The sequence below is a fragment of the Brumimicrobium oceani genome (assembly GCF_003143775.1).
In the GTDB taxonomy this organism is placed as follows: Bacteria; Bacteroidota; Bacteroidia; order Flavobacteriales_D; family Crocinitomicaceae; genus Brumimicrobium; species Brumimicrobium oceani.
In genome coordinates this window covers 1-24240 of the sequence record NZ_QFRJ01000012.1, presented here as the reverse complement: position 1 = coordinate 24240, position 24240 = coordinate 1, and the positions used below count along the sequence as shown (strand labels likewise).

Genomic DNA, 24240 nt, shown 5'->3' with positions numbered 1-24240 from the left:
ATTTATGCAAAGAAAAGATATTCATCAGCCTAAATACAAAACAAGGGTTGCCCGTAAAGACAACCCTTGTTCACATCAGTACGGATTAGATTATTCGCTTTTGTATTTTTTCTTTAACTTTTCGAGATCTGAAGCGATGTTTTTCAAATCTTCATCAAGGCTTTTATGGGCGTCTAGAATTTTCTGCTGTTCTTTTCGTGCATCTTCAACATCAATTTTACCTTTTTCGATTTTCTTGTCAAGTTTTTCTTGCGCTTTCGTTAGCTTATCTCGTTTAATTTCTACCTTTTCTTGTTTTCTTACAAGTTTACCGAGACTCTTTGTGTACTTCTCTTCATTCTTTGCCGCTTTTTCGGCAACTTTAGCTGCTTGCTCTGCCTCCTTTCTGGCTTTAGACGCTTCTTTTGCAGCAGCCTTTTCTGCTTTCGCTTTCTCCTTTTCTGCCTTGGCAGCTTCCTTTGCTTCTTTTGCTCTTTCTTTTTCGGCATCTGCCTTTTCTTGAGCAGCTAACTTTTGAGCCTTAGCCTTTTCTTTGGCCTCTTTTTCCGCTGATTTAGCGGCTTGCTCGGCAGCCTTTTTAGTCGCTACCACTGCTGCTGCCGCCTCTTCAGCCGAGCGTTGCTTTTCCAATTCATTTATACGTTGTTGAGCTGCAGCTGCTTGTTCTTCTCTATTTTTAGGATCAGCTCCCGTTTTAGCCAACTGAGCCTCCATTTTTTTCGCTTCTTCTGCTGCTTCCTTCGACTTAGCTAATTCAGAGGCTGCTGCGGCTTCTGCAGCTTTCATTTTTTCCTGCTCCTCTTGCGATTTCTCAGCATATTCTGCGGCACTTTCCTGAGAGGACTTTGCTGATTCATTGGCTTTTTCCGCCGCAGCTTTTGCCTTTGCTTCAATTTCCGCTTGTTTCTTTAAATCCTCTGCAGAATTTTCAGATATTTTATCAATATCACTTGCAATAGCTGTTGTAACTACACCTGTTCCACGAACTAGAGAGAAATTATAATCACTTCCAGATTTAAGCACAAAACCTGTTAGCATTTGTGTTTTATAACCCTCCTTCTGAATTTGTAAAATTGTTGTTCCTCCCGTGTGATTCTCTACTTTAACAGTTGCATTTCCCTTTGCATCTGTAGTGGATTGCGCAATAGCACTTCCATCTTTCATGACGGAGACTGCTGCTCCATTGATAGGGTTTCCTAGGTAACTCACCTTAACAGAGAAAACAACAGTTTTCCCCTCTTGAGAAATACTTTCAATACTGTAAATTGAATTTGTGGAAGCATAAGTTAATGGAGTTATAGCCATTCCTAATGCAAAAGTAGCGAGTAGTGCTATGTTCTTATTTTTCATTATTCGATCTTATTAATAAATATATTATCAAGGTATGAATTTCTTCTTTCTTTTCCTACATCCAAATCATAACATTTTAAAAACGGTCCTTTTTGAACAGGAGTTTAGCCCTACAAAAAAATGCTTAAATAAAGTTAGATGTATAGACCTAACAACAACATTCAGTATAAATCACTTTTAAAAAAATCAGAGAAAAATAGAGAAATTAAAAGTAATTGATCACAAGCTTTCTTTACTTTTTTAATCTGTTACCGGTAAGAATTATTTATCTTTATCCAATGCTTTTTAAAGATGTATTAGGACATACCGAGCTCAAAGAGAAGTTTATTAATGACGTGAGAAGTCAACAAGTTTCTCATGCCCATTTGTTTCTGGGTAGCATCGGGTATGGAGGTTTACCAATGGCTTTGGCTTTTTCGCAATATTTAATGTGTGAAAACCAAAAAGAAAACGACAGTTGTGGGGAATGCCCCTCTTGTAAAAAAGTGCAGAAACTAGAGCACCCAGACATTCATTTTTCCTTTCCTACGGCACAGGTTATTTCAAAAACATCTGACCCTGTTTTTCCTTTATGGAAAGAAATGGTTCTAAAAAACCCCTATTTGGGATTAAATGAATGGATTAACGCATCTGATGACAAAGGGAGGAAACCAATAATTTCTGTTCATCAGAGTGAGGAAATCATAAAAAAGCTAACTTTAAAGTCTTTCGAGGGCGGATTTAAAATTAGTATTATTTGGTTAGCAGAGACGATGAATACTGCATGCGCGAATAAGTTATTGAAGATCATCGAGGAGCCGCCAAAAGACACCTTGTTTATTCTTATCGTGGAAAATGAAGATACAGTTTTACCAACTATTTTGAGTAGAACACAAATCACCAAGATTAAGCAACTAAATGATGATGAATTGGTTAATTTTTTACGTAACCAAGGAAACTCCAACGAAGATTTACTCAGAAGCGTTTCTTCTAGAGCTGAAGGGGACGTTACCGCTGCCCTTGAAATGATTAAAACTGGAGGAAGTTCTAATTTGAATTATCAGCGCTTTGTTGAATTAATGAGGGTTTGTTATAAAAAAGAAGTTCTCCCTATGATGTTTTGGGCTGAAAACATGTCTAAACTAAGCAGAGAAGAACAAAAACATTTCCTAAAGTATGCTCTATATATGGTTAGACAAAGTTTAATGAAAAACTATACTGAGGATCAGTTAATGCGTACCTCAACGGATGAAGCGAAGTTCTTGGCTAATTTTGCGCGATTTATTACTGGAAATAACGTTCTAGAATTCAATGATCTATTCAATGAAGCGCATTACAACATTGAACGAAATGCGCACAGTAAGTTACTGTTCACCAATATTACCTTTGAGGTGATGCGCTATATTCACAAAGCGTAATTAACTCTTTATCCTCAAAAGCCAATCGATGGCTTTCTGATTAGAAGCAAAAAAAGAAACGGGTGTTTGCATTTTCCTCAGATTGTTTACGGTTTTTATAAATAAGCGTTGGGAAAGACTTTTGATTACAAAAGCATCCCCTTTCACTGTTGCTGCTCTATTTGTTGATTGTATATAATCTAGTGCTTCTTGAGTTGGGATAATGTATCTATCTTCACCAGTTGACAACATCAAAGCTTTTCTACCTTTCATGTTTGTCATTCTAAAGTTCGTTATCTCTTTGGCTTGCTCGAGTGTTAATGGTTTTGCACTTAAAACATGCGTATGAAAAATGTCATTATCATAAATTGTTACATCCGCATAACCCAAAGATTTCTTTACAATTACTTTCATAAGACTAAGGTTTTTCACTGTTCTAAAAAATAATAACCCCGTAGTTCAGCAGATCTTTTTTAAAAATAATAATAGTTTTCAACAAACCCAAAAACATTATACCTTAATAAAGACTTTCAGTATTTTAAATCACTATTGTCCGATAAAAATAATTGGCGCTATATCTTTTTTTGTGGGGTTTAGTTTTGTCGTCAAGTACAACGTCTTTGACTATTAATATGCCCCTCAACTGGAGCTAAATTTAAAAACCTTAACTACTACACTCTAAGAAACCAAACCAAGTATGAAGCTTTCTAAATGGTTGGTATCCCATCAGTAGCTTTAAATTCAGATCAAATGAAATACTTTTATCGGACAACAATGATTTTAAATATTTTTGAGACCAAAAAAGTGAAAGATAGAATTTGTATATAATGGAGTGATTCGGCATATTTGCAAGCCACAGTATTTATTTTAACCCTAGTAACCAATCAGTTGCTTTCTGTTTGGAGGCAAAAAAGGATGTAGGAACCTGGACACCCCTCACAGTGCTCAATGTTTTGACAAACAATCTTTGAGAGAAGCTTAATAACGAAGGCATCCCCTAATACGTGTTCTTTTCTGTCTGTAGATTTTATATATTCTATCACTTCGGGTGTGGGTACTGTATAGCGATCATCCCTAGTGTATAGCATTAATGCTTTTTTGCCCCCCATATTATCCATTCTAAAGGCGGTAATCTCTTTAGCTTGAGCGACCGTTAAAGGTACTTTACCAACAACATTTGTATGGAAAATGTTATTATCATAAATCTTAATATCCACAAAACCCAAAGTTTCCTTTAAAACTATATTCATCTACTATTTGATTCTAATTTATTCAGCACAAACTGTGTCTAATTGAAGAGACAATTAAAAATAATAATAGTTTTTCAATATTCGCGAAAAGATTATACTTTATAATTCCCTATATTTGCTTTGAAATTTAAATAATACGATGTTATGGGGAATGCAAACGCAACTATTTGGAATAAATTTTTAGGAGAAAATTTAGAAGAAAACCGATTGGGAATTATAAGTGTAGTTTTACTAGTAATTGGTTGTTTAGGGGGAATGACAGTTGGATTAGGAGCCGTTCACCATACTTGGCAATTGTTCTTGGTTGTGCTTCCAACAATGCTTACCCTTTCATTTCTTATCGCCGTAGCGCCAGTTAAACAAATTTTAAACCTTGCTTTAATAACTGTTATAATAGATGTTATTGTGATGTCTATCAACTTAGTTTAAGTTGACTTTACATTTATAACAACGCTAAAGTGGTATTAAGCTACTAAGGTATATCTAAGGTGTGATTTTCATGCCTTTTTTGTTTTCTATACCCTATGAAGAAAAAAATTATCTTTATTCTAATTTTAATGTCAGTTGTTTTTCAACCTGCCATTGCACAACGCAAGAGTAAATTGAATACCAACGGACAAGGAACACTTTTTGCCCAAGTGGGATATAACAGAAGTGCATACAGCAACTCCGATGTTAGCCTAAACGGTAATTTTTATGATGTTGTGCTGAACAATACCGTTATTCAAGACAATGCAGAGGGAAAAGGAATGGGGTCTTTTTTATCAAGTTCTTCTCCTCAAATCAATATAAAACTAGGCTATTTCATTCAACCAAAATGGGCAATCACACTTGGTTTTGATCGCTACAACACGTTTTTTGAAGACAATCAAAGTGTTGGTTTAGAGGGCACATTCACACCAGAAGCTCATTCTAACTATATTGGAGCTGTTGATGATGAAATTCTACTTACAAGAGATCAATTCAGTATAGCACAAAGTCGCGGAATTAATTTCCTTTCAATCGGTGTTCAACGCAATGATCAACATTTTAAATCAAGAAAAGCAGAATTTGCATTTCACACCCTTTATGGAATTCAAGCAGGACCACTTTTAACCCAAGTTGATTATACTTATGATGGCTATGTGTCACCAAGTGTTTCTTCATTAAGCGGAATTGGTGTAGCAGCCAATATTGGAATACGGTTGCAGTTCATGCAATATATTTATCTTCAATTAGAACTCGACGGTGGATTATTGAATCAAAACAATATAAAACTTTCTAGCAATGGCGATACTACCGGAAAACAAGTAGTTGGTTTTATTTCTCCCTCTGTTCATTTAGGATTTAATATTTTAGCGGGTTCAAAAGATAAATGCGGAACTTGTCCGCAGTGGTAGCTTCGCAGTATTGAGGGAGAGTTTAGAGTATTGAGAAGGAATCAGTTTATCTTGTCTTTAGAGATTTAAAATAAACCTATTCATTGGTTTTTAGACAAATGCAGTAGAGCAGTAGAGCAGTAGGGAGTATTGAGAGAACAATTTTGACTAATTAAAGGTTTTAGCAGAGAAGGACAGTAAAGCAGTATTGAATATTAATCTGGTTAATATCGTTGAGCCAACACAAAAAAGGATTAAACCGTAATCATAAGGACGATAACTTAAATCTCCTTGTGTATACCACACAATAAACACAAACCATCCTATATGCATCAAAATATTTAAATTTCTGTTTTTTATCCAATAAGATTGAATTAAATTTAAGATTGGAAGTGTTATTAATATGAACCAAGTTAGGTAAATCAAAGTTAAATAATAAAAATCTACACTTCCACCATCTCTATAATATGGTTCATGGAAATAACTTGCAATCCAATAGAGCAAGAAATACAATAAAGGAATTGAAATTAATTGCAAAACAATAGATATAGCTGTCTTTTTTATCATTGAAATCTTGTCACTCCATACGCTCCAACTCCATACTCAGCACCCCATACTCCATACTGACTCACCCTACCAGCACTCCTTTTAAATTCAAGGTAGGAATGTATTCTAGATTTTCTTCTTTTATTAGGTTTGCCTGAACAACAAACTTCTTGTCATACATTTTATTTCCTATCCAATAACACACCCAATATTCGTTGGTTAGCGCCATAACATCTTCCATAATTGGCTCCACTTTTTGTGCTGAAAAAGGAATTAAGCCACCTAAGTCTTTTCTTAAAGTAGTGGTTTCAACTTTTTCATTTTTTTCGTTCCTTGCGTAGCCTTTAGAAGTAATTAAAACTTGTTCTAAGACGTCTTCGCTTTCATTGAGCAAATAAACATCATGAACGATGGTATTATCTTCACCTAACTCTTGCACAATGGCAACATAAACGTCTTTAACTTCAGGTCCTTTTAATTCTTCTTTCATAATTTTACTCTTGTTCTAAAACACTTTCGAGAATGGAAAAATAGTTAAAAAGATCTAATGGATGATGCTCTTTGTAGCTGTTTTTAAGTACAAAGTCAAAATCCTCTTTTTTATTTTTTGGAATAAAATACTTTTCCTTTCTTTCATGACCTGTTCTCACCATCACAACATCCAAAGATGGGATAACAATAATGTACTGACCTAGAATTCCTCGTGCATAAACGGCGGGATATTTTGGATGATTAAAAATCCAGAAATGCAAGCCGTAATGTGGCGATTTTAAATTGAAAGGAGAAATAAGAGTAGTCAATGTTTTTGGAGAGATAATTTCTTCTTCGTTCCACCATCCTTGATTTAAAATTAGCTGGCCAATTCTTGCGTAATCACGAGTTGTGGCATAGGCACAGCAAAAGGTCTTTTCCACACCGTTTTCATTGTCTAAACTCCATAATAAATCATTTTCTGAACCGATCTTGGACCAAATGTGCTCTTCAAAATATTCAGTTGCTGATTTTCCTGTTGCATTTTCTAAAATAAGCCCAAGCAGTTGACTATTTCCACTGGCGTATTTGAACTCTACACCCGGCGCTTCCACAAATTGCTCGTTTTTCATGAATTCCGTTAATTCTGATGTATAGTAAGCTTCTGCGTTATCCGACAAAGGGTTACTCCCACTTTCCGACCAATCTAAACCGCTAGACATCCCCAAAAGGTGTCGGATGGTGATTTCCTCATCGTGATGTAGTTCGAACGGCAAATAATCTCTAATTAGCGCATCAAAGCCATCAATTTCTCCTTTATCCACTGCAATTCCGACAAGTAATCCGATGAGACTTTTCGCCATTGAAAAAGAATTGCTCTTAATAACTTCTGAATGGTCACCAAAATAAGATTCATGAATGATTTCACCTTCTTTAATAATTAAAAAAGAAGTCGTTTGAATTTCATTCAAGAAATTCTTAGATTGTTGATCTAAGGTACTCAATGCGGGACTAGTTTCCCACTGTTTAGGAGAAAGATCATGCGCTGCAACGCGTACTGGAAAAACAAGAGAATCATAAATTCCTGGTCCAGATTTACCCTGTAAATATGTAGCTGCTACTCCCTTGTAAAGATAAGTTTTTCCTGTTATGAAAACGATAAGGTTAACGAGTGCAAAAAACAATAAAAAGAAGAGAAGAAGGCGTTTCACCTTTTTCCAAAAACTCTTTTTATGTGTTGATGTATTTTGCATTAAAAAGTTCTGCTACGTGATATTGAAGTTTGGATTTTACCTCATCCATGTCTACGGGATGACCCAACTCCTTCTCGAGTGAAGTTACACTTTTATCTTCAATACCGCAAGGAACGATGTAATTAAAATAGTTAAGGTCTGTATTCACATTAAAACCAATGCCGTGCATGGTTACCCAACGCGAGGATTTTACGCCCATTGCGCAAATCTTACGTTCTTTAGCTGTGCCTCCATCCAGCCAAACTCCGGTATAACCTTCTACCCTACCAGAATCTACTCCGTATTCGGCCAATGTTCTGATCACTGCTTCTTCTAAAAAGCGCATGTACTTATGAATATCTGTAAAGAAATAAGACTCTAAATCAAAAATAGGATACATCACCAATTGTCCGGGGCCATGATAGGTAATATCTCCTCCTCTATTGATTTTATAATAGGTTGCGTTGATTTCTTCCAAACGGTCTTCAGAAAGCAATAAATGGGTTTGGTCTCCGCTTTTCCCTAAGGTATAAACATGCGGATGCTCACAGAATAATAAGTAATTTTTTGTTGATTCAGAAGATTCATTTCGGCGAATTTCGATTTTAAGATCCACTGTAGATTTGAAGAGCTTTTCCTGATAATCCCATGCTTTTTTATAATCTATAGAACCTAAATCTTCTAGTACAACTTCCGCCAACATAAATTATGCTTTATCTAGTGTGCTCTTCAAATAATCGATAACTCTTACTTCTACAGGGTCTATATCCATTTGATCTGCTAAAAACAATGAAGCCCAGTCAATAATGTGGATAAAGTAAAATGATTCTTCAATAATGGATTTACCTTTTCCATGTATAGACAAAACATGCTTGGTTTTTTTACCGATAATCTCCTGACTCAATTCTGTTCTTTTCTTATTTCTATCAGACATAAATTGAGAAACAAAGAATACAGCTGCAAAAGCATTGTCGCCGCCAGCCCAACCCACCAATTCGTTGTGGTTCATTTCTGGAATAACATGGTGCCAGCATAATCGCTTGCTATTTTCATTGATTTGCTGACGTGCACGAATGGCTACAAATTCTAAATCAGAATCTGCATAAAATATACATTGTTTTCCGTAAAGATGTTTTGCTAATTTCTTTGCTTCATCTTTTATTGAAATTAATTCTTCGTTCAATAAATGACGACATTTTGCGAATGTATCAATAGCGTTGGCATCAATAATTCGGGCTTTTGATAAAATATTAATCAACTGAACAGCAGAAAAAGCCAGCATGCTGCGTGGCGGGTTTCCACCCGGAAGCTTGACGAAATCGTAGTGATTATCTTTACAAAATTGAGCCAAATCTCCGCCAGAGCTAACCCCAACAATCGTAGCTCCCTTTTGCTTGGCCATTTCAACAGCGGCTAACGTTTCTTCGGTATTTCCTGAATAAGAAGAACCTATTACCAAAGTATGTTCGTTCACAAATCCAGGAACTTCGTAACTTTGAGTTAAGATAATCGGTAGACTCGCTTGGTTTTCAAAAAGCTGAGAAACCATTTTTCCGCCTATACCAGACCCTCCCATTCCACAAATAACCACATTTTGAAAAGCTTTATTTTTATAAAAGGAAAAATCACTACGTGAAGCTATTTCAATAGCATCCGCAATTTGTTTAGGGAATTGAGCAACCAGTTTATCCATTAATATTTATTGTTGTTTTATACTAAAAAGTAACAAATCAAAACTACAGTTCAGAAATTGCAACTTTATATTTTGTGTAAAATAAACGAAAAAAAGATGATTTTAGATACTTGAAAGCATATATATTTTTGAAAATAAGTTTGGCTCTGTTAACTTTGGTGAAAATCCGCAGATTATAAGCTACATTTTGATAGTAAAACTCACTACGAATTGTATTTTTGTAGGTTGAAACAAGTGAAGGAATAAATTTTCATATTCTTTTCTGCTTTCTAGTTTTAAGTTTTAGAAATTAACGTTCGAATCATCTTTTGGTGGAGTGAACAAATAAAAAAATGTGAATATAAAAGCATAATGCCAAATAGCTCTAAAAAAATATTACTCATTGAGGACGAGCAAAGCTTAAGCAATGTAGTTGAATTAAACTTAAAGCTCGAAGGTTTTCAAGTCGTTTGTATTTCTAACGGAAGAACAGCGATTGACCATGCCCCAAAAGTGGGCGAATATGACTTGGTTATTTTAGATGTTATGCTTCCAGAGGTAAGTGGTTGGGATATATGTGCCATGTTTAAAAGCGTTGCCGATACCCCTATTTTATTTGTTTCGGCCAAAGGAACTTCTTCCGACAAAATTAAAGGTCTACGCCTGGGAGCAGACGATTTTCTTGCCAAACCTTTTGATTTAGAAGAATTGCTGCTTCGTGTACAAGTTTTGATTCTTAGACATCAGGGCAAAAAACCAATAGAACAACATTTAGAAATCGGAGATTTTAATGTGAATCTACTCACTTTCGAAGTGAAAAAAGGAGACGAATTGATCACCGAGCTCACAAAAAGAGAAATTGAACTGCTTCACCTTTTTGTTGACCATGAAGGAGAAGTACTTTCCCGAGATTTCATTCTAGACCAACTTTGGGGTACAGACACCTATCCCACCACAAGAACAATAGATAATTATATTTTATCGTTTAGAAAGTTATTTGAATTGGATGCCAAGAACCCTGAGTTTTTCCATAGTGTGAGAGGGGTTGGGTATAAGTTTGTGGGGTAGATTTTAGATGTCTGGTTGCGCTTATTGGAACGCGGGACTTCGCAGGCTCTCATTCGGCAAGCTCAGTGCATCGCATTCACCGCAAAACGGATGCATCGGTGGGCGCAGCAGAACTGCAAGCAGCGTGGATGATCGCGGACCCATCTTTCTACTCCTATTCATCAAACTTCCTTTGACAAGTTGAGCCAACTTTCTTATGAAAAACAAAAAGTTAATACGGAAAGACCGACCCTGATATCCATCTTAGTTTACACAGACAGTTCCTTTGGATAATGCCCAAAAAACCCAAATCCAACCCTACCACTCCCCTAATCCCCAAATCCTTCCATACATTCGACTGCCAAACTAAAATTAACCCTATTTTTGTGAGCACAAATTAAAATCATGAACAAAGCAAAGCAACTTCGATATGATAAAGCGTATTTACGAATGGCGAAAACTTGGGCGCAGCTCTCGCATTGCAAGCGTAAACAAGTCGGCGCTTTAATTGTTAAGGATGATATGATTATTTCAGATGGCTACAACGGAACTCCGTCTGGATTTGACAATTGCTGTGAGGATGATAATGAAAAAACACATTGGTACGTTTTGCATGCTGAGGCTAACGCGATATTAAAATGTGCTAAATCTTCAAACAATGCGAAAGGTGCAACGTTATACTTAACCATGTCCCCTTGCAAGGATTGTAGTAAACTGGTTTTGCAAGCGGGAATTACGCGCGTAGTTTATATTGACCATTACAAAGATGATTCAGGTGTGCATTTTTTAAAAACAGCTGGAATAAACATCGAACAAATAACAGATATCGAGAATGAATAGCTCAAACAAAGCATTATACCCACTTATTGGAAGTTTATTGGTTGTCGCAGGAATATTTTTAGGAATCTTCTTGGGCAACGGAAAAAGTTACAATACCTCTTCTGCGATTGAAGGGAAATATGAACAAAAATTGGCCGATATCATTCAGGTTTTGGATAGAGAATATGTGGATACTATCGACAAGAAAATATTGTTTGAAAAAACGATCGCTGACTTATTACACGGCTTAGATCCGCATTCAAATTATATCGCTGCAGAAGATTTGGCAGCCATGAGCGAAAGTATTCAAGGGAAGTTTGGAGGTGTTGGAATTCGTTTTACAATCTATGACGACACCTTGAGTGTGGTAAATGTAATTGGTCAATCTCCTGCTTTCAGAGCTGGAATTCAGAAATTTGATCAAATTATCAATGTAGATGGGGAAGACATTGCCAACGTTGGTTTATCCAATGAGCATGTGAGAGAATTATTGAAAGGTGAAGAGGGAACTCCGGTAACTATCACAATTTTAAGAAAAGGAGAAAAGCTCGAGAAAAAAGTGATTCGTGGAGCTGTTCCCATTGAATCTATTAGCGCTTCTTACATGCTAACCGACGAAATTGGGTATATTCGTTTGGGGCAATTCAGTATGCAGTCTGCCAATGAATTTTATGAAGCCGCCATCGATTTAAAAAGACAAGGGCTAAGGAAATTAGTCTTCGATCTGCGTTATAATGGCGGTGGAGTCTTGGGAAGTGCCGTTTCAATTTTAGATGCTATTCTTGAGAAAGGAACTCCAATTGTTTCTACAAAAGGGAAGAACAGTCCAGAAAGGGTGCTTTATTCTGAAAGTCAGCCGTTCTTGGGACATGTAGACATGGCGGTTTTGATTAACAGTAGTTCTGCTTCGGCGAGTGAAATTGTAGCTGGAGCAATTCAAGATAATGACCGAGGGATTGTTATTGGCCGCCGTTCTTTTGGGAAAGGATTGGTGCAACAAGATATTCAATTGAAGGACGGAAGTAATTTACGCCTGACGGTTTCTAGGTATTATACTCCAACAGGAAGAAGTATTCAAAAACCATACAACGAAGATTATGAACACTACATGATGGACGAACTAAATCGTTACGAAAACGGAGAATTATATGAATTAGATAGTTCTCTTTTGGTGGATTCTTTGAAATATACCACTCCAAAGGGTAAAGTTGTTTACGGAGGTGGTGGAATCATGCCAGATATTTTTGTTCCTCTTGACACTTCAGGAAGCTCAACTTATTACCGAAGATTGCAATATGCGAATGTTTTTAATGAATATTCTTATCAATTTGCACGTTTTCACGATATGAGCAAGTACAGAAATGTTCAGGCTTTCGACCGTGAATTTAAAGTGACTGAAAAAGTATTGAGTGACTTTAGGAAATATGCAGAAAGTAAGCACGACATTACTTTTAATGAGAAAGAATATCAGCAATCTCTTGAACGCATTAGGACAAGTATAAAAGCAGAAATTGCTAGACAAAGATGGTTGGAATTGGGCGCTTATTATATTTTTAATAAGACGGATAATGAGATCAATGTGGCGATAAAGGCGTTGCAATGATGGAACGCTACATGCGCTGTAATGGCACGCGGATGACACGGATGCTTTGGGCTTACGCAGCAGAACTGCAAGCAGCGCAGATTTTCACGGATTTTCATAGTGGTGGTTAAGAGTTTGATCGGGATATCGTAGGTTTTTCCACCTGTATTGAGGGCTATTAAAACGTTTCTTGGGACGGTATTATCTTACGCACCTAAGCGCTGTAATGGAACTAAGCCGCATCCTTCGAAATTGGTTTAAATTTTTAAATTGAACTTGCGCCTCAATTTGTTCAAATTCTATTTTGATCAAATAAACATTGGAATGAGGATTGGAAGAACTAGTGTAATAACTGTAAACAATGAATCCCCCACGTGTAGTTTTCGGTGATGCTCTTGATCCCAACTTGTTGACCAATATGATGTCATAATTGGCTCATATTTATAAATGAGTTTGAATAAGTACCTATATAAAAAGTAAATAATGAGAAACAAAGCTGGTGAAAATAAATCGTTTGCAGCATATCCGCCTTTCATTTGAAGAGACTCCATTCCCTGATATTTAAATGCCATAAAAGCCAAGAACAAACTGACTAATATGGCACTTATCAAAATCCACTTTTTCAATAAAAATTCGTGACCTAACCAAAATACAAAGCTTACTCCGTAACCGATTATGAAATATATGTATGGATTATCCATTTAAATAGTATTGTCTTAATATAGTTTCCAATGAAATTATACGTTAAATATGATATCGTCTAAGGCGTCAAAATTATCCTAAACGTAGTCCCTTTTCCGATTTCGGAATGAATAATCTTTAATCTTCCTTTGTGGTATTCGTGAATAATCCTCTTTGCTAATGGCAAACCTAATCCCCAACCCCGTTTTTTGGTGGTGAAACCCGGCTGGAAAACTTGCCGCTGTTGTGTGGGTGTCATTCCTTTTCCGTTGTCTGCAATATCGATAATTATTTGACCATTATTTCTGATAATACTGATGTCTATTTTCCCAACACCTTCCATGGCATCAATGGCATTTTTAGTGATATTTTCAATAACCCATTCAAATAAGGCAGTATTATGTGGAGTAATAATTTCTTCGTCTGAAGAGCTGAAATTTAATTCTACTTTTTTAGGAAAACGAGTACGTAAATATTCTAAAAAGTGACTTGTTGTATGCACAATATCAGCGTGTTTCAACTGTGTACTGGCTCCAATTTTAGAAAAACGATCTGTCACCTGTGAAAGTCGCTCAACATCTTTATTCATTTCTTTGGCAATATCCTGAGTGTTATCCATGCCTTCAAGCAATTGAACCCAAGCCATTAAAGAAGAAATTGGTGTTCCTAATTGATGCGCTGTTTCTTTGGCCATTCCTGCCCAAACTTTATTTTGTTCTGCTTTGCGGAAAGTGCTAAAGATGACGTAACCAATAAAAATAAAGAGTCCAATAATCAAAAACTGAATATATGGAAAATACTGCAACTGCGTTAATTCCGGACTAGTTGCGTAGTAAACATAGCGTACTTCATCATCGGCGAAACGAATCTTAATGGGCTCATTTTCATTGGATAGTTCTTCTAATCGATTGGCCAGCTGCAAACTATCCAGCTCTTCTTTTAATAAATTGGTAGCAATTACCTTTTGCTTCAAACTATCCGTTAAAACAACGGGAACCAATTCAGCATTTTCAATCAATTCATTATTAAAAGCTTGAAAAAGAGAGTCTCTTTCCTCTTCGAGTCGCAGGATATTTCGTGAATCATTATAGAAATAGGACATGAATAAACCATCATAAATTTCAATTGTAAACGAAGGATTGAATTTCACCCAACTATAAGCCAATTTCACTAAAGAATCAGTAAATAAATTCTCTATTTCGAGACTATCCATTTCAGGAAAATCATTTTGTAATTCTTCCTTGGTGAGTTGAATATTAATATAAGTAGAAACCTCATCTTCCTGATCCAAAACAATCACGGGAATATCATCATTTCTATTGATTATAGTCAGCGGAAAATCATAAGATTGTTGACTATCTAAAGAGGTTTTTCGAGAGATTTCTTTAGTTGCATCGATCCACAATTGCATTTCACTGAGTTCCTTTTTACGGAGTTCCTCAAAAGAACTATTGGTTAAACGCACAAGTTCTGCACGTTTTTTTATTGCATCTGCCCATTGTGTTACACGTTCGCGTTCACGCTTGGCCACTTCATTTACAATCTTGTTGGAAACAAATAACGAAGCGCCTACCAAAGCAATCGCTATAAAAAGCAATGCTATTTTAAATTTTTGTTTATTCGAGTATAGCTTCATTTATTTGTTTTGCTGTTGTTATAACGAATCATTGTTATTTATCTTGCTTTACCATAAAGATAATAAATTACGAATCGGGAAATTACGAATTACGAATGTTGTGTAGGATGGAACGCGGATTTTCATGAAATACATCCCGCAGATTTTCGCAGATTACGCAGATTTTCTTTGATTGGTTTTGCTTGAGTTTAGGTTTATGACCTCATGCTTGCTCTCTTTTTTCTTTCTTCCTCCGTGAACCTGTGTGTAAAACCTCCGTACGCTCTGTGTTAAAATCCAAGTGCCGCAGGCGCTCTCACCTATCCTTTAGAAAAGACATCACTCTCCTTCTCTCTCTCTCCTCCTCCTTTTTCCTCTGTGAACCTCTGTGAAAAACCTCCGTGCGCTCTGTGTTAAAAACCCAAGTGCCGCAGGCGCTCTCACCTATCCTTCAGAAAAGGCATCACTCTCCTCACTTCTTCCAAAGTCTCGCTTTCCAATTCTTCATTCACTACATGCTCATCATGGGAAACCAAGCTCACAATCATTCCAGATGGCGCAATGATGCATGAATCTCCAGAGTAATTTAGGCCTTTACCGCCTTCTCCTACCCTATTCACCCCAACCACATAACATTGGTTCTCTATGGCTCTAGCTTGCAATAAAGTCCTCCAATGTAAACTGCGTTTTTCAGGCCAATTGGCCACATTTATGAGTAAATCGTATTCATATTCGTCATTTTTGACTGAATTTCGTGCAATTTCTGGAAATCTTAGGTCATAACAAACTTGTAAGAAAACCTTCCAGCCTTTGTATTTAAAAATAGTATTTTCTATACCTGGAGTGAAGGTTTGATCTTCACTGGCTAAGCCAAATAACTTGCGTTTATTGTATTGTTGTATTGAACCATCAGCTTGAATAAAAACCATGCGATTATTGAATATTTCGCCTTCTTTTATAATGAGCGAAGCCACCATCGCGCAATCGTATTTAGCAGCCATTTTCTCTAACCATGCAATGCTTTCTCCATCCATGGTTTCCGCCATTTCTGCAGCATTCATCGTAAATGCTGTTTGAAACATTTCTGGAAAAACCACAATATCTGTAGGGAGTTGCACCTCTTTCAACATCGTTTCATAATGTGCAAGGTTGGCTTTTTTATCTTCCCAAACTTGGTCACATTGAATCAAACTAACTTTTAAATCTTGCATAATTTTTCTGTTGCTTTAATAATCGTTTCTTCATCTTTTGCGAAACAAAAACGAATCAAATGATCGTCGTGCTGATCTTTATTGAATCCTGAAACTGGAATTACTGCTACTCCGTGTTTTTGTGTCATTTCTGTAGCGAAATCTACATCGCCTAAGTTACTAATTTCGCTGTATCGCGCCACTTGAAAATAGGTTCCTTGGCAATCCAAGAGTTCAAATCGGCTATTTTTCATTAATCCACGGAAGAAATCACGCTTTTTCTGGTAAAATTCACCCAATTGAGATAAATCTGCTTGCGGTAAATAATTCGATAATGTCATTTGTGAAGTACTGTTCACACTAAAAACAATGTATTGATGGATCTTTTTTACCTCATCCATTAAGTATTTTGGCGCAACAAGATATCCGATTTTCCAGCCTGTCACGTGAAAAGTTTTCCCGAAAGACGAAACGATAAAAGTACGGTCTAGAATTGTTTTTCGCGTATTCATAGAAATGTGTTTTTCCTCGAAATGAATAAACTCATACACCTCATCTGACAAAAGAAAAATATGCGGATGACGCTCCATGATTTGCTCTATCGCTTGAATATCTTCTTCTGAAAATACTGTTCCTCCGGGATTATGCGGATTATTAACAATCAGTAATTTCGTTTTTGCTGAAATAGCATCTTCCACTTTATTCCAATCTACGGAAAAGTCTGCTTGCATGTTAACATGGATTGGTTTCCCTCCAGCCAATTCCACGGAAGGTGCATAACAATCATAGGAAGGGTCCAAAACAATTGCTTCATCTCCACGGTGAATTACGGCTTGAATTGCTGTATAAATAGCTTGTGTAGCTCCAGCTGTAACCAAAACTTCCTCCTCTGGATTAACAATTCGACCATAATGCGTTGCAATTTTCTGACTAATTTCCACCAGTAATCTTGGTGCGCCAGGCATGGGCATATATTGATGATAATCTCCTTTAATGACTTTCTCATAATTCTCTACCAACTCTGGCGCTACTGGAAAGTTTGGAAATCCTTGTGATAAATTGATGGCGTTATATTGTGCTGCCATTTTCGACATCACAGTAAATACGCTTGTTCCTATATGTGGTAATTTAGATTTGAATTCGCTCATTTTAATGTTTTTATTGGAGCATTAAAATAATGAAATGTTTTGGTTTGGAGAGTTTTTTATTAGAAGTTAACAATTTGGGAACTTTTTTCGCTATATTTACAACAAATTATTAGTGTGAAAATATTTTCAAGGGGAACATTACCAGATTTCTGGGAAAAACACAGCAACTGTGAAGTTCAATTAAAAACATGGTATCGTGAAACAGAAAAATCTAATTGGAAAACGATAAACGAATTAAAATCAGAATATCCTAATGCGAGTATTTTGAAGGACAATCGAATAGTTTTCAATATAAAAGGTAACGATTATAGGTTGATAGTAAAATTCAACTTTGGGTATCAACTGGCATGGATAAGATTTATTGGAACACATCCAGAATATGATAAAATTGATGCAAACACAATATAAAATGAAAATAAAACCAATTAGAAACGAAGCAGACTACGAGAAAGCGCTTGAACGTTTGGAAGTAATATTTGACGCGAAAAGAGGGGCTTCTTTGGGCGACGAATTGGAAATACTTGCAATTCTTATTGATAACTACGAAAGTGAACATTTCCCGATTGAAATGCCTGATCCAATTTCTGCAATTAAATTCAGAATGGAACAAATGGGATTAAAACAAAAAGACCTAGTAGAAATAATTGGATTTAAAAGTCGAGTAAGCGAGGTTATGAACAGAAAACGCAAATTAACCTTGGAAATGATTAGACAATTAAATGCCAAATTACGTATTCCAACTGAGATACTGATTCAGGATTATTGAGGATAACAGCCTTTCTATTTTTAACAATGTTGCGACGTACGGTCGAGCATCGAAACAAAAAATATCAAAATATATAAATTGGGATAATACCGTTTCCCCCCAATGTAGAGGCGCAATGCATTGCGTCTCTACATTGGGGGGAAATATTTTACATCGGAATATTCCCGTGCTTTTTCATCGGTAATTCCTCTTTTTTATTTTCTAAAATCTTAAACGCATTTGCCACGCGACTTCTTGTTTCTGAAGGTTTGATGACATCATCAATAATTCCTCGTTCTGCCGCTCTGTATGGATTAGCGAACATTTCAGCATATTCTGCTTCTTTTTCAGTTAATTTAGCTACTGGATCTGCTGCGGCTGCAATTTCTCTTCTAAAAATAATTTCAGCTGCTCCTTTTGCTCCCATTACTGCAATTTCTGCTGTTGGCCATGCGAAATTGAAATCTGCTCCAATGTTTTTAGAGTTCATTACATCAAATGCTCCTCCGTAGGCTTTACGCGTAATTACCGTCACACGTGGAACAGTTGCTTCACTAAATGCATACAATAATTTTGCTCCGTGTGCAATAATTCCGTTCCATTCTTGGTCTGTTCCTGGTAAGAATCCTGGTACGTCTTCGAAAGTTAATAATGGAATATTGAAAGCATCACAGAAACGCACAAAACGCGCTCCTTTTCTTGAAGAATCGATGTCTAAAACTCCCGCCAATGAAATTGGTTGGTTGGCAACTACACCAATTGTTCTTCCTTCAATTCTAGCAAATCCAACTACAATATTTGTTGCGAAATCTTTATGTACCTCACGGAAAGATTCATCATCAATTACTTGGTCTATCACCTCACGAATATCGTAAGGCATATTGTTGTTTTCTGGTAAAATAGAAGAGATTGTTTCTAATTTTTTACTGTCAAACTTAAAGTTCTTTTTGTGTGGTGCCAATGATTGCCAGTTCTGCGGTAAATAGGTCATTAAATCACGCACTTCTTTTAAAACGGTTACATCATTCGGACTTGTAAAGTGATTCACTCCAGACTTTTCAGCATGTGCTTTTGCTCCACCTAAATCTTCTGAAGTTACTTCTTCGTGGGTTACTGTTTTTACAACGTTTGGTCCTGTTACGAACATATACGAAGTGTCTTCTACCATGAAAACGAAATCTGTTAACGCCGGAGAATAAACCGCTCCACCTGCACAAGGTCCCATAATTACACTAAGCTGTGGAATTACTCCAGATGCTTTTGTATTTCTGTAGAAAATATCTGCATAACCCGCCAATGAAACAACACCTTCTTGAATTCTTGCTCCACCAGAATCGTTCAATCCAATAATTGGCGTTTGACTTTTCATTGCAAGGTCCATAATTTTACAAATTTTCTCTGCATAAGTTTCAGAAAGCGAACCTCCTAAAACAGTAAAATCTTGAGAAAACACATAAATTGGTCTGCCATGAATTGTTCCGTAACCAGTTACCACTCCGTCTCCTGGGTATTTTTGTTTGTCTAATCCAAAATCTTGCGAACGGTGTTCAACAAACATTCCCATTTCTTGAAATGAATTCTCATCTAACAAAAGTGTAATTCGTTCGCGTGCAGTTAGTTTTCCTTTTTTGTGTTGGCTATCAATTCGTGCTTGACCACCTCCTAACAATGCTTCTTCGCGTTTTTCTATTAACTTTTTATTGATGTCTTCCATAATTTCTTGTTTCAGTACTTTCTTAGATAAAGGGTAAATATCGTAAGAATTTTTAGAACTTGAGACAATCAGGATTAGTAAATTCGTATTAACAATTCCTTATGTGAATGGAATATTCTGATGAGGATACACTTTAAATAGTTAAGAGAAATAAAAAAACAACCGCTCCCTAGAGAGCAGTTGTTTTGCGTTTTTTTCCCGAAAGGAATAATTACCAAGTGTTAAATTAAAATATCAAAACAAGATGTTGAATAGACTTTATCATCTATCTAACAATTGCTTCTTACCTTTGCTTTTACCATTCAGCAGAAACACAACCTCCTGGATCTACTGTGATGTTTGAACCTATAGTTAAGTTTTGATTTTCAGCTTGCCCAAAATGTAATTTATAGTTCACTCCACATCCATCTCCGTTTTCAAAACTAACATCATGAATATTAAGTGTTTTATTATACCACAACCATACGTTAGTTTCAGGTTCACCGTATCCGCAGTAATGAAATTCCACGTGTGCAATTTCATTTTCTGGGTGGGGGCTATTAATGTAAATTCCTTGCCATGCTTTTGGAACTTTGGATACTCCGGTTAAAATAATTGGGTCTTCGGCAGTACCTACTGCAACTAAACCTCCTTCACTACCTACATTTATTTTCGAAGCTTGATACATTTCAATCTCTACTCCAGGATTAATTGTTAGAAGTTCATAAAGCGAAATATCACCATTTGTTCTATATTTTACATCTGATTTTTTCCAAGTATTAGCCTTCTTCATGTGAACTGTATTCACTAAAATAAAGTCTTTGGCATTGTCTTTACACTTATTACTTTCATGTATAGCATCAATTTGATTCAAACTTATTTTAATAGGAATATTGTTGTTTTTAAAAACATTATTTTTGAAAGATGTAAGGTTACTTGTTTGATAACTTGCATCTAATCCATGTGTTTCACTATTTGTAACTAAACAGTTGTCCATTTTTAATTTTGAACCACCATAAAGAACTACACCTGCTTTTTCTCCATTTCCTCCCATGGCAAGTCCTCCTGCGTCATGAACATGAACATAATTAAGTTCATTGAGTGTGTTACTACTATTGTATTTAACACCTCGCCAAAAGCCTGGATCATTTTCCACACCTCTAAAAATAATTGGTTTTTCTGCAGTTCCTACAGCTGACAAAGAAGTTAAAACGTTAAATCCTGCATCTTGCTCAAATTCTATTACAACACCTGGTTCAATCACAATATCACCCTGAATATCTATTTTACAAGTTACAATATAATCAACAGAAGCGTTTGGATTGTCGACCAATACTCTGTCTTCATTAAAGTAATTACAGTCTAACACGGTTGCTGGATCTGAACCACTAGGACCTGGGTTTGTTGGAGTAGGTTCTACTTCATCTTTTTTACAAGAGGTAACTCCGATTAGTATTGCACTCACTATAAGTGCTGTTGTTTTTAACTTTAGATGTACCATAACATTAGTTTTATTAATTAATAGTTAGCACAAATATGAAGTAAAGGGTTAGTAATCCCAAAGAGAAATAAGAGTATTTTATAAAATTCAGGGTTTACCCTTAAACGCTATACACCAACAAATTAAAAGTTTTTTATTGAATAAAAAACTTTATTTTGAAATTTGATTTACGCCAAATCATCAACAAATTTTTTGAGATTAAATCGTGAGATTAGAATGTGTTTTAAAAACTCTTATTCGCAACTTTGATCTCTCATTTTTTACAAATCAAAAGGGCTTTGAAGAACACTTTCTGTCTTTATTATTGTACAAGCATCTTATGAAGTTTTTGGAAAGGAATTTTACTACTTAAACAAATCACTTACTAGACTCGAAAAGATCTGCATGCCATTTTTTTAATCCCACAGCAACATTTTTTGCTACAGCTTTTCGCCCCTTTTCAGCATAGTGCTCTGTTGTCCAATCTTGATCTATGAACTGTTCATCTTCTACACTATTCAGATTATTTATAACAGTTACACCTTTGTTTTCGTAGTATTTAATCAATTTTTCAGTGTTTTGATTCATCATAAAAATTAAATCTTCACCCACTAGTTCATCTGCTTTTTGAGTGTTTTCGGCAAGCAAATTAAAAACCAAATTCCAATTTCTCTCTTTTGCTAATGCTACAATATCATCAAAATCTTTAATTCTTGGATTATTTTTAAGGTCAATTTGAAATCCATAACCCTTAATATAGTGACAAGCAAGCTCTATTTTTGACTGCTCAAACATTCCACTTGTGGCCATTCCATAATCCCATTCAGCCACATTTTTGTAGGGAAAATCGTGAGGCATCTCAAATTCATCATCTAACCATTTCTTATTGTATTGTCTTCTGCGCTCTTCATCCGAAGCAATATCATAGGATTTAAATGAAAGTAAAAAACGATTAAATAAAGGCGGGTAAGGTTTTAGCAGGACCAAGCTTTTTTGTAAAGGTGTTTCCAAGTCTGAATAAATCCATTGCGCATTAAACGACCTTAAATTTAAAGTGACAATAAGCGTTTGAATTTGGCTTTCTTTTGGAACTTTATTGAGCAAAACCTTATATATTCCTGCATGACTCCCAGGTTTTGTAATGTGATTTGTGTTTAATTCGGGATAATAATCACCTATAAATTCGGCAATTGTTCTTTTATCCTCATCACTCTCTCGATAGGTGGTGTTAGAAGATTCTCCTATGTAAAGTAGATCTGTATTTTCTGGTATTTCTCTAACAAAATTAATAATAGGAGAGTGTTCCTGAATATCTCTTTCATAAAACCATTTGGCATAAATAAAATTCATTGCAACTAGAATTATAGCCAAGAAAACAACTTTTATAAATATCTTTTTTAGCATATAATATTGTTAAAATTGAAAATAAATAAAAGGGAAGTTTTCTACACCTGCGAAAACTATAATAGCAAACATTAGAAAACTATAAATAGTCCACCTTCCAATGACTGGGAAGTTACTTAGCCACTTATCAAATCTCTGATTATAAAGTAATATATCGCTGATTATGAACAAAGAGAAAAACAAAATCAGATAATTTGGAATGACCAATTCTGCAGGCGATATTCCAATATTCTCAAATAATAATCTAAAAATATTTATTGCGCTTTCGAAGCTTTCACTTCTAAAAAACACCCAAATTAAAGTAACTATTAAAAAGGTTTTGATGGCCAAAAGAATATGACCAATTGAGTATGGTTTGAACTCTTTTTCAATTTTAAAAGTTTTGTTGAAAAGGTATTCTATTAGGTAAACCACACCAAATAAAGCTCCCCAAATAAGAAAAGTCCAACTTGCACCATGCCATAAACCACTAACCACAAAAACGGTAAAAATATTGAAAATCCATCTTTGTTTTGCTACTCTATTCCCACCCAATGGAAAATACAAATAATCTCTAAACCATGTAGAAAGAGAAATGTGCCATCTCTGCCAAAATTCAGCAATATTTTTAGCTAAGTAAGGAGTTCTAAAATTGTCCATGAGCTTTATTCCCATGAGTTGTGCACTTCCTATAGCAATAATGGAATAACCATAGAAATCGCTGTAAATTTGGAAGGAATAGATCATTAATCCCTTAAAAATATCTAAAGAAGAGTAGTTTTCAGGAGCGGCGTAAACCTCATCAACAAGTGCGGCCAAATTATCTGCAATCACCATTTTTATGAACAAACCATATAAAATAAGTCGTAAACCATTGGCTAAATTATCATAAGTGAAAGCATGTTTAATTTTAAATTGTGGAGTTAACCTTGAAAAGCGCTCTATTGGCCCAGCAACTAATTGCGGGAAAAAAGAAACATACAAGGCAAAATAACCGAGGTGTTTCTCTGCTTTTTGTCTTCCAAAATAAACATCTATAGAATAGCTTAAAGTCTGAAAAGTGTAAAACGAAATTCCTACAGGTAAAAGAAAATTCATTAAAGGAATATCCTGTTGAATTCCGATTTGATCAAAAACAAGGTTTAAATTATCTACAGCGAAATTAAAGTATTTGAAAAAGAATAAGAGTCCAAGATTGGTGGAAAGGCTTAAAAACAATAAGAGTTGCCGAGTTTTTTTTCTCTCAGACCTTTCCATTAAAATTCCAGTAGTATAATCTACTAAAGTTGAAAAAGCAATTAGGAAAATATATTCTACTTTCCAGCTCATGTAAAAATAGTAGCTTGCCGTTAGCAACAATACCCATCTAAATTTCTGAGGCGTCAGATAATACAGAAGGATAGCAATTGGTAAAAAAACAACAAAATCGATTGTGTTGAAAAGCATATTTTACATTTATTTTTTAACCCTTACTTTACACTACATGACAAAAATATAACTAATTAAAAATCAGTAAAATAAGCATGGAAACACTTGTTTAAAAGACTGGTATTCAGTATCTTAGATGAATAACTCCACTCATTTATCTATGAAAAAGAATAC

The 24240-nt window shown here is 35.5% G+C and carries 24 protein-coding genes; 8 read left to right on the top strand and 16 right to left on the bottom strand.

Going from position 1 to position 24240, the window contains the following annotated elements:
- Positions 1-90 precede the first annotated feature (90 nt).
- Complete coding sequence (locus DIT68_RS13070) at positions 91-1350, bottom strand: carboxypeptidase-like regulatory domain-containing protein (RefSeq protein ID WP_109360263.1); 1260 nt, start codon at positions 1348-1350, stop codon at positions 91-93.
- 278 nt (positions 1351-1628) lie between these two features.
- On the opposite strand from DIT68_RS13070, the gene DIT68_RS13065 reads away from it, so the two are divergent.
- The gene (locus DIT68_RS13065) at positions 1629-2747 is read left to right on the top strand and encodes a DNA polymerase III subunit (RefSeq protein WP_109360262.1); all 1119 of its coding nucleotides are present in this window, start codon (positions 1629-1631) and stop codon (positions 2745-2747) included.
- On the opposite strand, the gene DIT68_RS13060 is transcribed toward DIT68_RS13065, so the two are convergent.
- Both DIT68_RS13060 and DIT68_RS13055 read right to left on the bottom strand, forming a co-directional pair.
- Positions 2748-3140 carry a DUF7793 family protein gene (locus DIT68_RS13060; protein ID WP_109360261.1) on the bottom strand — a complete coding sequence of 131 codons (393 nt, stop codon included), beginning with the start codon at positions 3138-3140 and terminating at the stop codon, positions 2748-2750.
- A gap of 470 nt (positions 3141-3610) precedes the next feature.
- Positions 3611-3976 carry a hypothetical protein gene (locus tag DIT68_RS13055; RefSeq protein ID WP_109360260.1) on the bottom strand — a complete coding sequence of 122 codons (366 nt, stop codon included), beginning with the start codon at positions 3974-3976 and terminating at the stop codon, positions 3611-3613.
- Positions 3977-4120: 144 nt separating this feature from the next.
- Between DIT68_RS13055 and DIT68_RS13050 the strand changes: the two genes are divergently transcribed.
- Together DIT68_RS13050 and DIT68_RS13045 are read left to right on the top strand one after the other, a co-directional pair.
- The gene (locus DIT68_RS13050) at positions 4121-4405 is read left to right on the top strand and encodes a hypothetical protein (RefSeq protein ID WP_109360259.1); all 285 of its coding nucleotides are present in this window, start codon (positions 4121-4123) and stop codon (positions 4403-4405) included.
- A 95-nt stretch (positions 4406-4500) separates the two neighbouring features.
- Entirely contained in the window at positions 4501-5355 is an 855-nt protein-coding gene (locus tag DIT68_RS13045; RefSeq protein ID WP_109360258.1) for a hypothetical protein, read from the top strand.
- Between the two features lie 147 nt (positions 5356-5502).
- On the opposite strand, the gene DIT68_RS13040 is transcribed toward DIT68_RS13045, so the two are convergent.
- From DIT68_RS13040 to DIT68_RS13020, 5 genes are all read right to left on the bottom strand, one after another.
- Positions 5503-5901 carry a hypothetical protein gene (locus DIT68_RS13040; protein ID WP_109360257.1) on the bottom strand — a complete coding sequence of 133 codons (399 nt, stop codon included), beginning with the start codon at positions 5899-5901 and terminating at the stop codon, positions 5503-5505.
- Positions 5902-5962: 61 nt separating this feature from the next.
- Positions 5963-6370, bottom strand: coding sequence for a hypothetical protein (locus DIT68_RS13035; RefSeq protein ID WP_109360256.1), 408 nt, complete (start codon positions 6368-6370; stop codon positions 5963-5965).
- Between the two features lie 4 nt (positions 6371-6374).
- The gene (locus tag DIT68_RS13030) at positions 6375-7604 is read right to left on the bottom strand and encodes a serine hydrolase domain-containing protein (RefSeq protein WP_109360255.1); all 1230 of its coding nucleotides are present in this window, start codon (positions 7602-7604) and stop codon (positions 6375-6377) included.
- The gene (gene lipB / locus DIT68_RS13025; protein ID WP_109360254.1) at positions 7582-8286 is read right to left on the bottom strand and encodes a lipoyl(octanoyl) transferase LipB; all 705 of its coding nucleotides are present in this window, start codon (positions 8284-8286) and stop codon (positions 7582-7584) included. Before lipB ends, DIT68_RS13030 begins: the two co-directional genes overlap by 23 nt.
- A 3-nt stretch (positions 8287-8289) precedes the next feature.
- On the bottom strand, positions 8290-9276 hold the full coding sequence (locus tag DIT68_RS13020) for a bifunctional phosphoglucose/phosphomannose isomerase (protein WP_109360253.1): 987 nt from the start codon (positions 9274-9276) through the stop codon (positions 8290-8292).
- A 351-nt stretch (positions 9277-9627) separates the two neighbouring features.
- Here DIT68_RS13020 and DIT68_RS13015 point away from each other — a divergent pair, with 351 nt between their 5' ends.
- The 3 genes from DIT68_RS13015 (at position 9628) to DIT68_RS13005 (ending at position 12724) form a co-directional block, all read left to right on the top strand.
- Positions 9628-10323, top strand: a complete 696-nt coding sequence (locus DIT68_RS13015; RefSeq protein ID WP_109360252.1) for a response regulator transcription factor — start codon at positions 9628-9630, stop codon at positions 10321-10323.
- A 384-nt stretch (positions 10324-10707) separates the two neighbouring features.
- Positions 10708-11142 carry a deoxycytidylate deaminase gene (locus DIT68_RS13010; protein WP_109360251.1) on the top strand — a complete coding sequence of 145 codons (435 nt, stop codon included), beginning with the start codon at positions 10708-10710 and terminating at the stop codon, positions 11140-11142.
- Positions 11135-12724, top strand: coding sequence for a S41 family peptidase (locus DIT68_RS13005; RefSeq protein WP_109360250.1), 1590 nt, complete (start codon positions 11135-11137; stop codon positions 12722-12724). The genes DIT68_RS13010 and DIT68_RS13005 overlap by 8 nt, the downstream gene beginning before the upstream one ends.
- Before the next feature lie 287 nt (positions 12725-13011).
- On the opposite strand, the gene DIT68_RS13000 is transcribed toward DIT68_RS13005, so the two are convergent.
- The 4 genes from DIT68_RS13000 to DIT68_RS12985 form a co-directional block, all read right to left on the bottom strand.
- Entirely contained in the window at positions 13012-13404 is a 393-nt protein-coding gene (locus DIT68_RS13000) for a hypothetical protein (protein ID WP_109360249.1), read from the bottom strand.
- Between the two features lie 59 nt (positions 13405-13463).
- The gene (locus DIT68_RS12995) at positions 13464-15020 is read right to left on the bottom strand and encodes a sensor histidine kinase (protein ID WP_109360248.1); all 1557 of its coding nucleotides are present in this window, start codon (positions 15018-15020) and stop codon (positions 13464-13466) included.
- 419 nt (positions 15021-15439) lie between these two features.
- Complete coding sequence (locus DIT68_RS12990; protein WP_109360247.1) at positions 15440-16210, bottom strand: nitrilase-related carbon-nitrogen hydrolase; 771 nt, start codon at positions 16208-16210, stop codon at positions 15440-15442.
- Positions 16198-17337 carry a methionine aminotransferase gene (locus DIT68_RS12985; protein ID WP_109360246.1) on the bottom strand — a complete coding sequence of 380 codons (1140 nt, stop codon included), beginning with the start codon at positions 17335-17337 and terminating at the stop codon, positions 16198-16200. The genes DIT68_RS12990 and DIT68_RS12985 overlap by 13 nt, the downstream gene beginning before the upstream one ends.
- 114 nt (positions 17338-17451) lie before the next feature.
- Between DIT68_RS12985 and DIT68_RS12980 the strand changes: the two genes are divergently transcribed.
- Positions 17452-17745, top strand: a complete 294-nt coding sequence (locus DIT68_RS12980) for a type II toxin-antitoxin system HigB family toxin (RefSeq protein ID WP_109360245.1) — start codon at positions 17452-17454, stop codon at positions 17743-17745.
- A gap of 1 nt (position 17746) precedes the next feature.
- Complete coding sequence (locus DIT68_RS12975; RefSeq protein WP_109360338.1) at positions 17747-18103, top strand: helix-turn-helix domain-containing protein; 357 nt, start codon at positions 17747-17749, stop codon at positions 18101-18103.
- 148 nt (positions 18104-18251) lie between these two features.
- Here the strand turns inward: DIT68_RS12975 and DIT68_RS12970 are convergent, their stop codons facing one another.
- From DIT68_RS12970 to DIT68_RS12955, 4 genes are all read right to left on the bottom strand, one after another.
- Positions 18252-19796 (bottom strand): acyl-CoA carboxylase subunit beta, encoded by a 1545-nt coding sequence (locus tag DIT68_RS12970; RefSeq protein WP_109360244.1) that lies wholly within the window; start codon positions 19794-19796, stop codon positions 18252-18254.
- Positions 19797-20091: 295 nt separating this feature from the next.
- Entirely contained in the window at positions 20092-21276 is a 1185-nt protein-coding gene (locus tag DIT68_RS12965; RefSeq protein WP_109360243.1) for a hypothetical protein, read from the bottom strand.
- Between the two features lie 357 nt (positions 21277-21633).
- Positions 21634-22659 carry a hypothetical protein gene (locus DIT68_RS12960; RefSeq protein WP_109360242.1) on the bottom strand — a complete coding sequence of 342 codons (1026 nt, stop codon included), beginning with the start codon at positions 22657-22659 and terminating at the stop codon, positions 21634-21636.
- A 9-nt stretch (positions 22660-22668) separates the two neighbouring features.
- A complete protein-coding gene (locus DIT68_RS12955; RefSeq protein ID WP_233244196.1) occupies positions 22669-23967 on the bottom strand; it encodes an MBOAT family O-acyltransferase in 1299 nt (432 codons plus the stop codon).
- Positions 23968-24240: the final 273 nt, after the last annotated feature.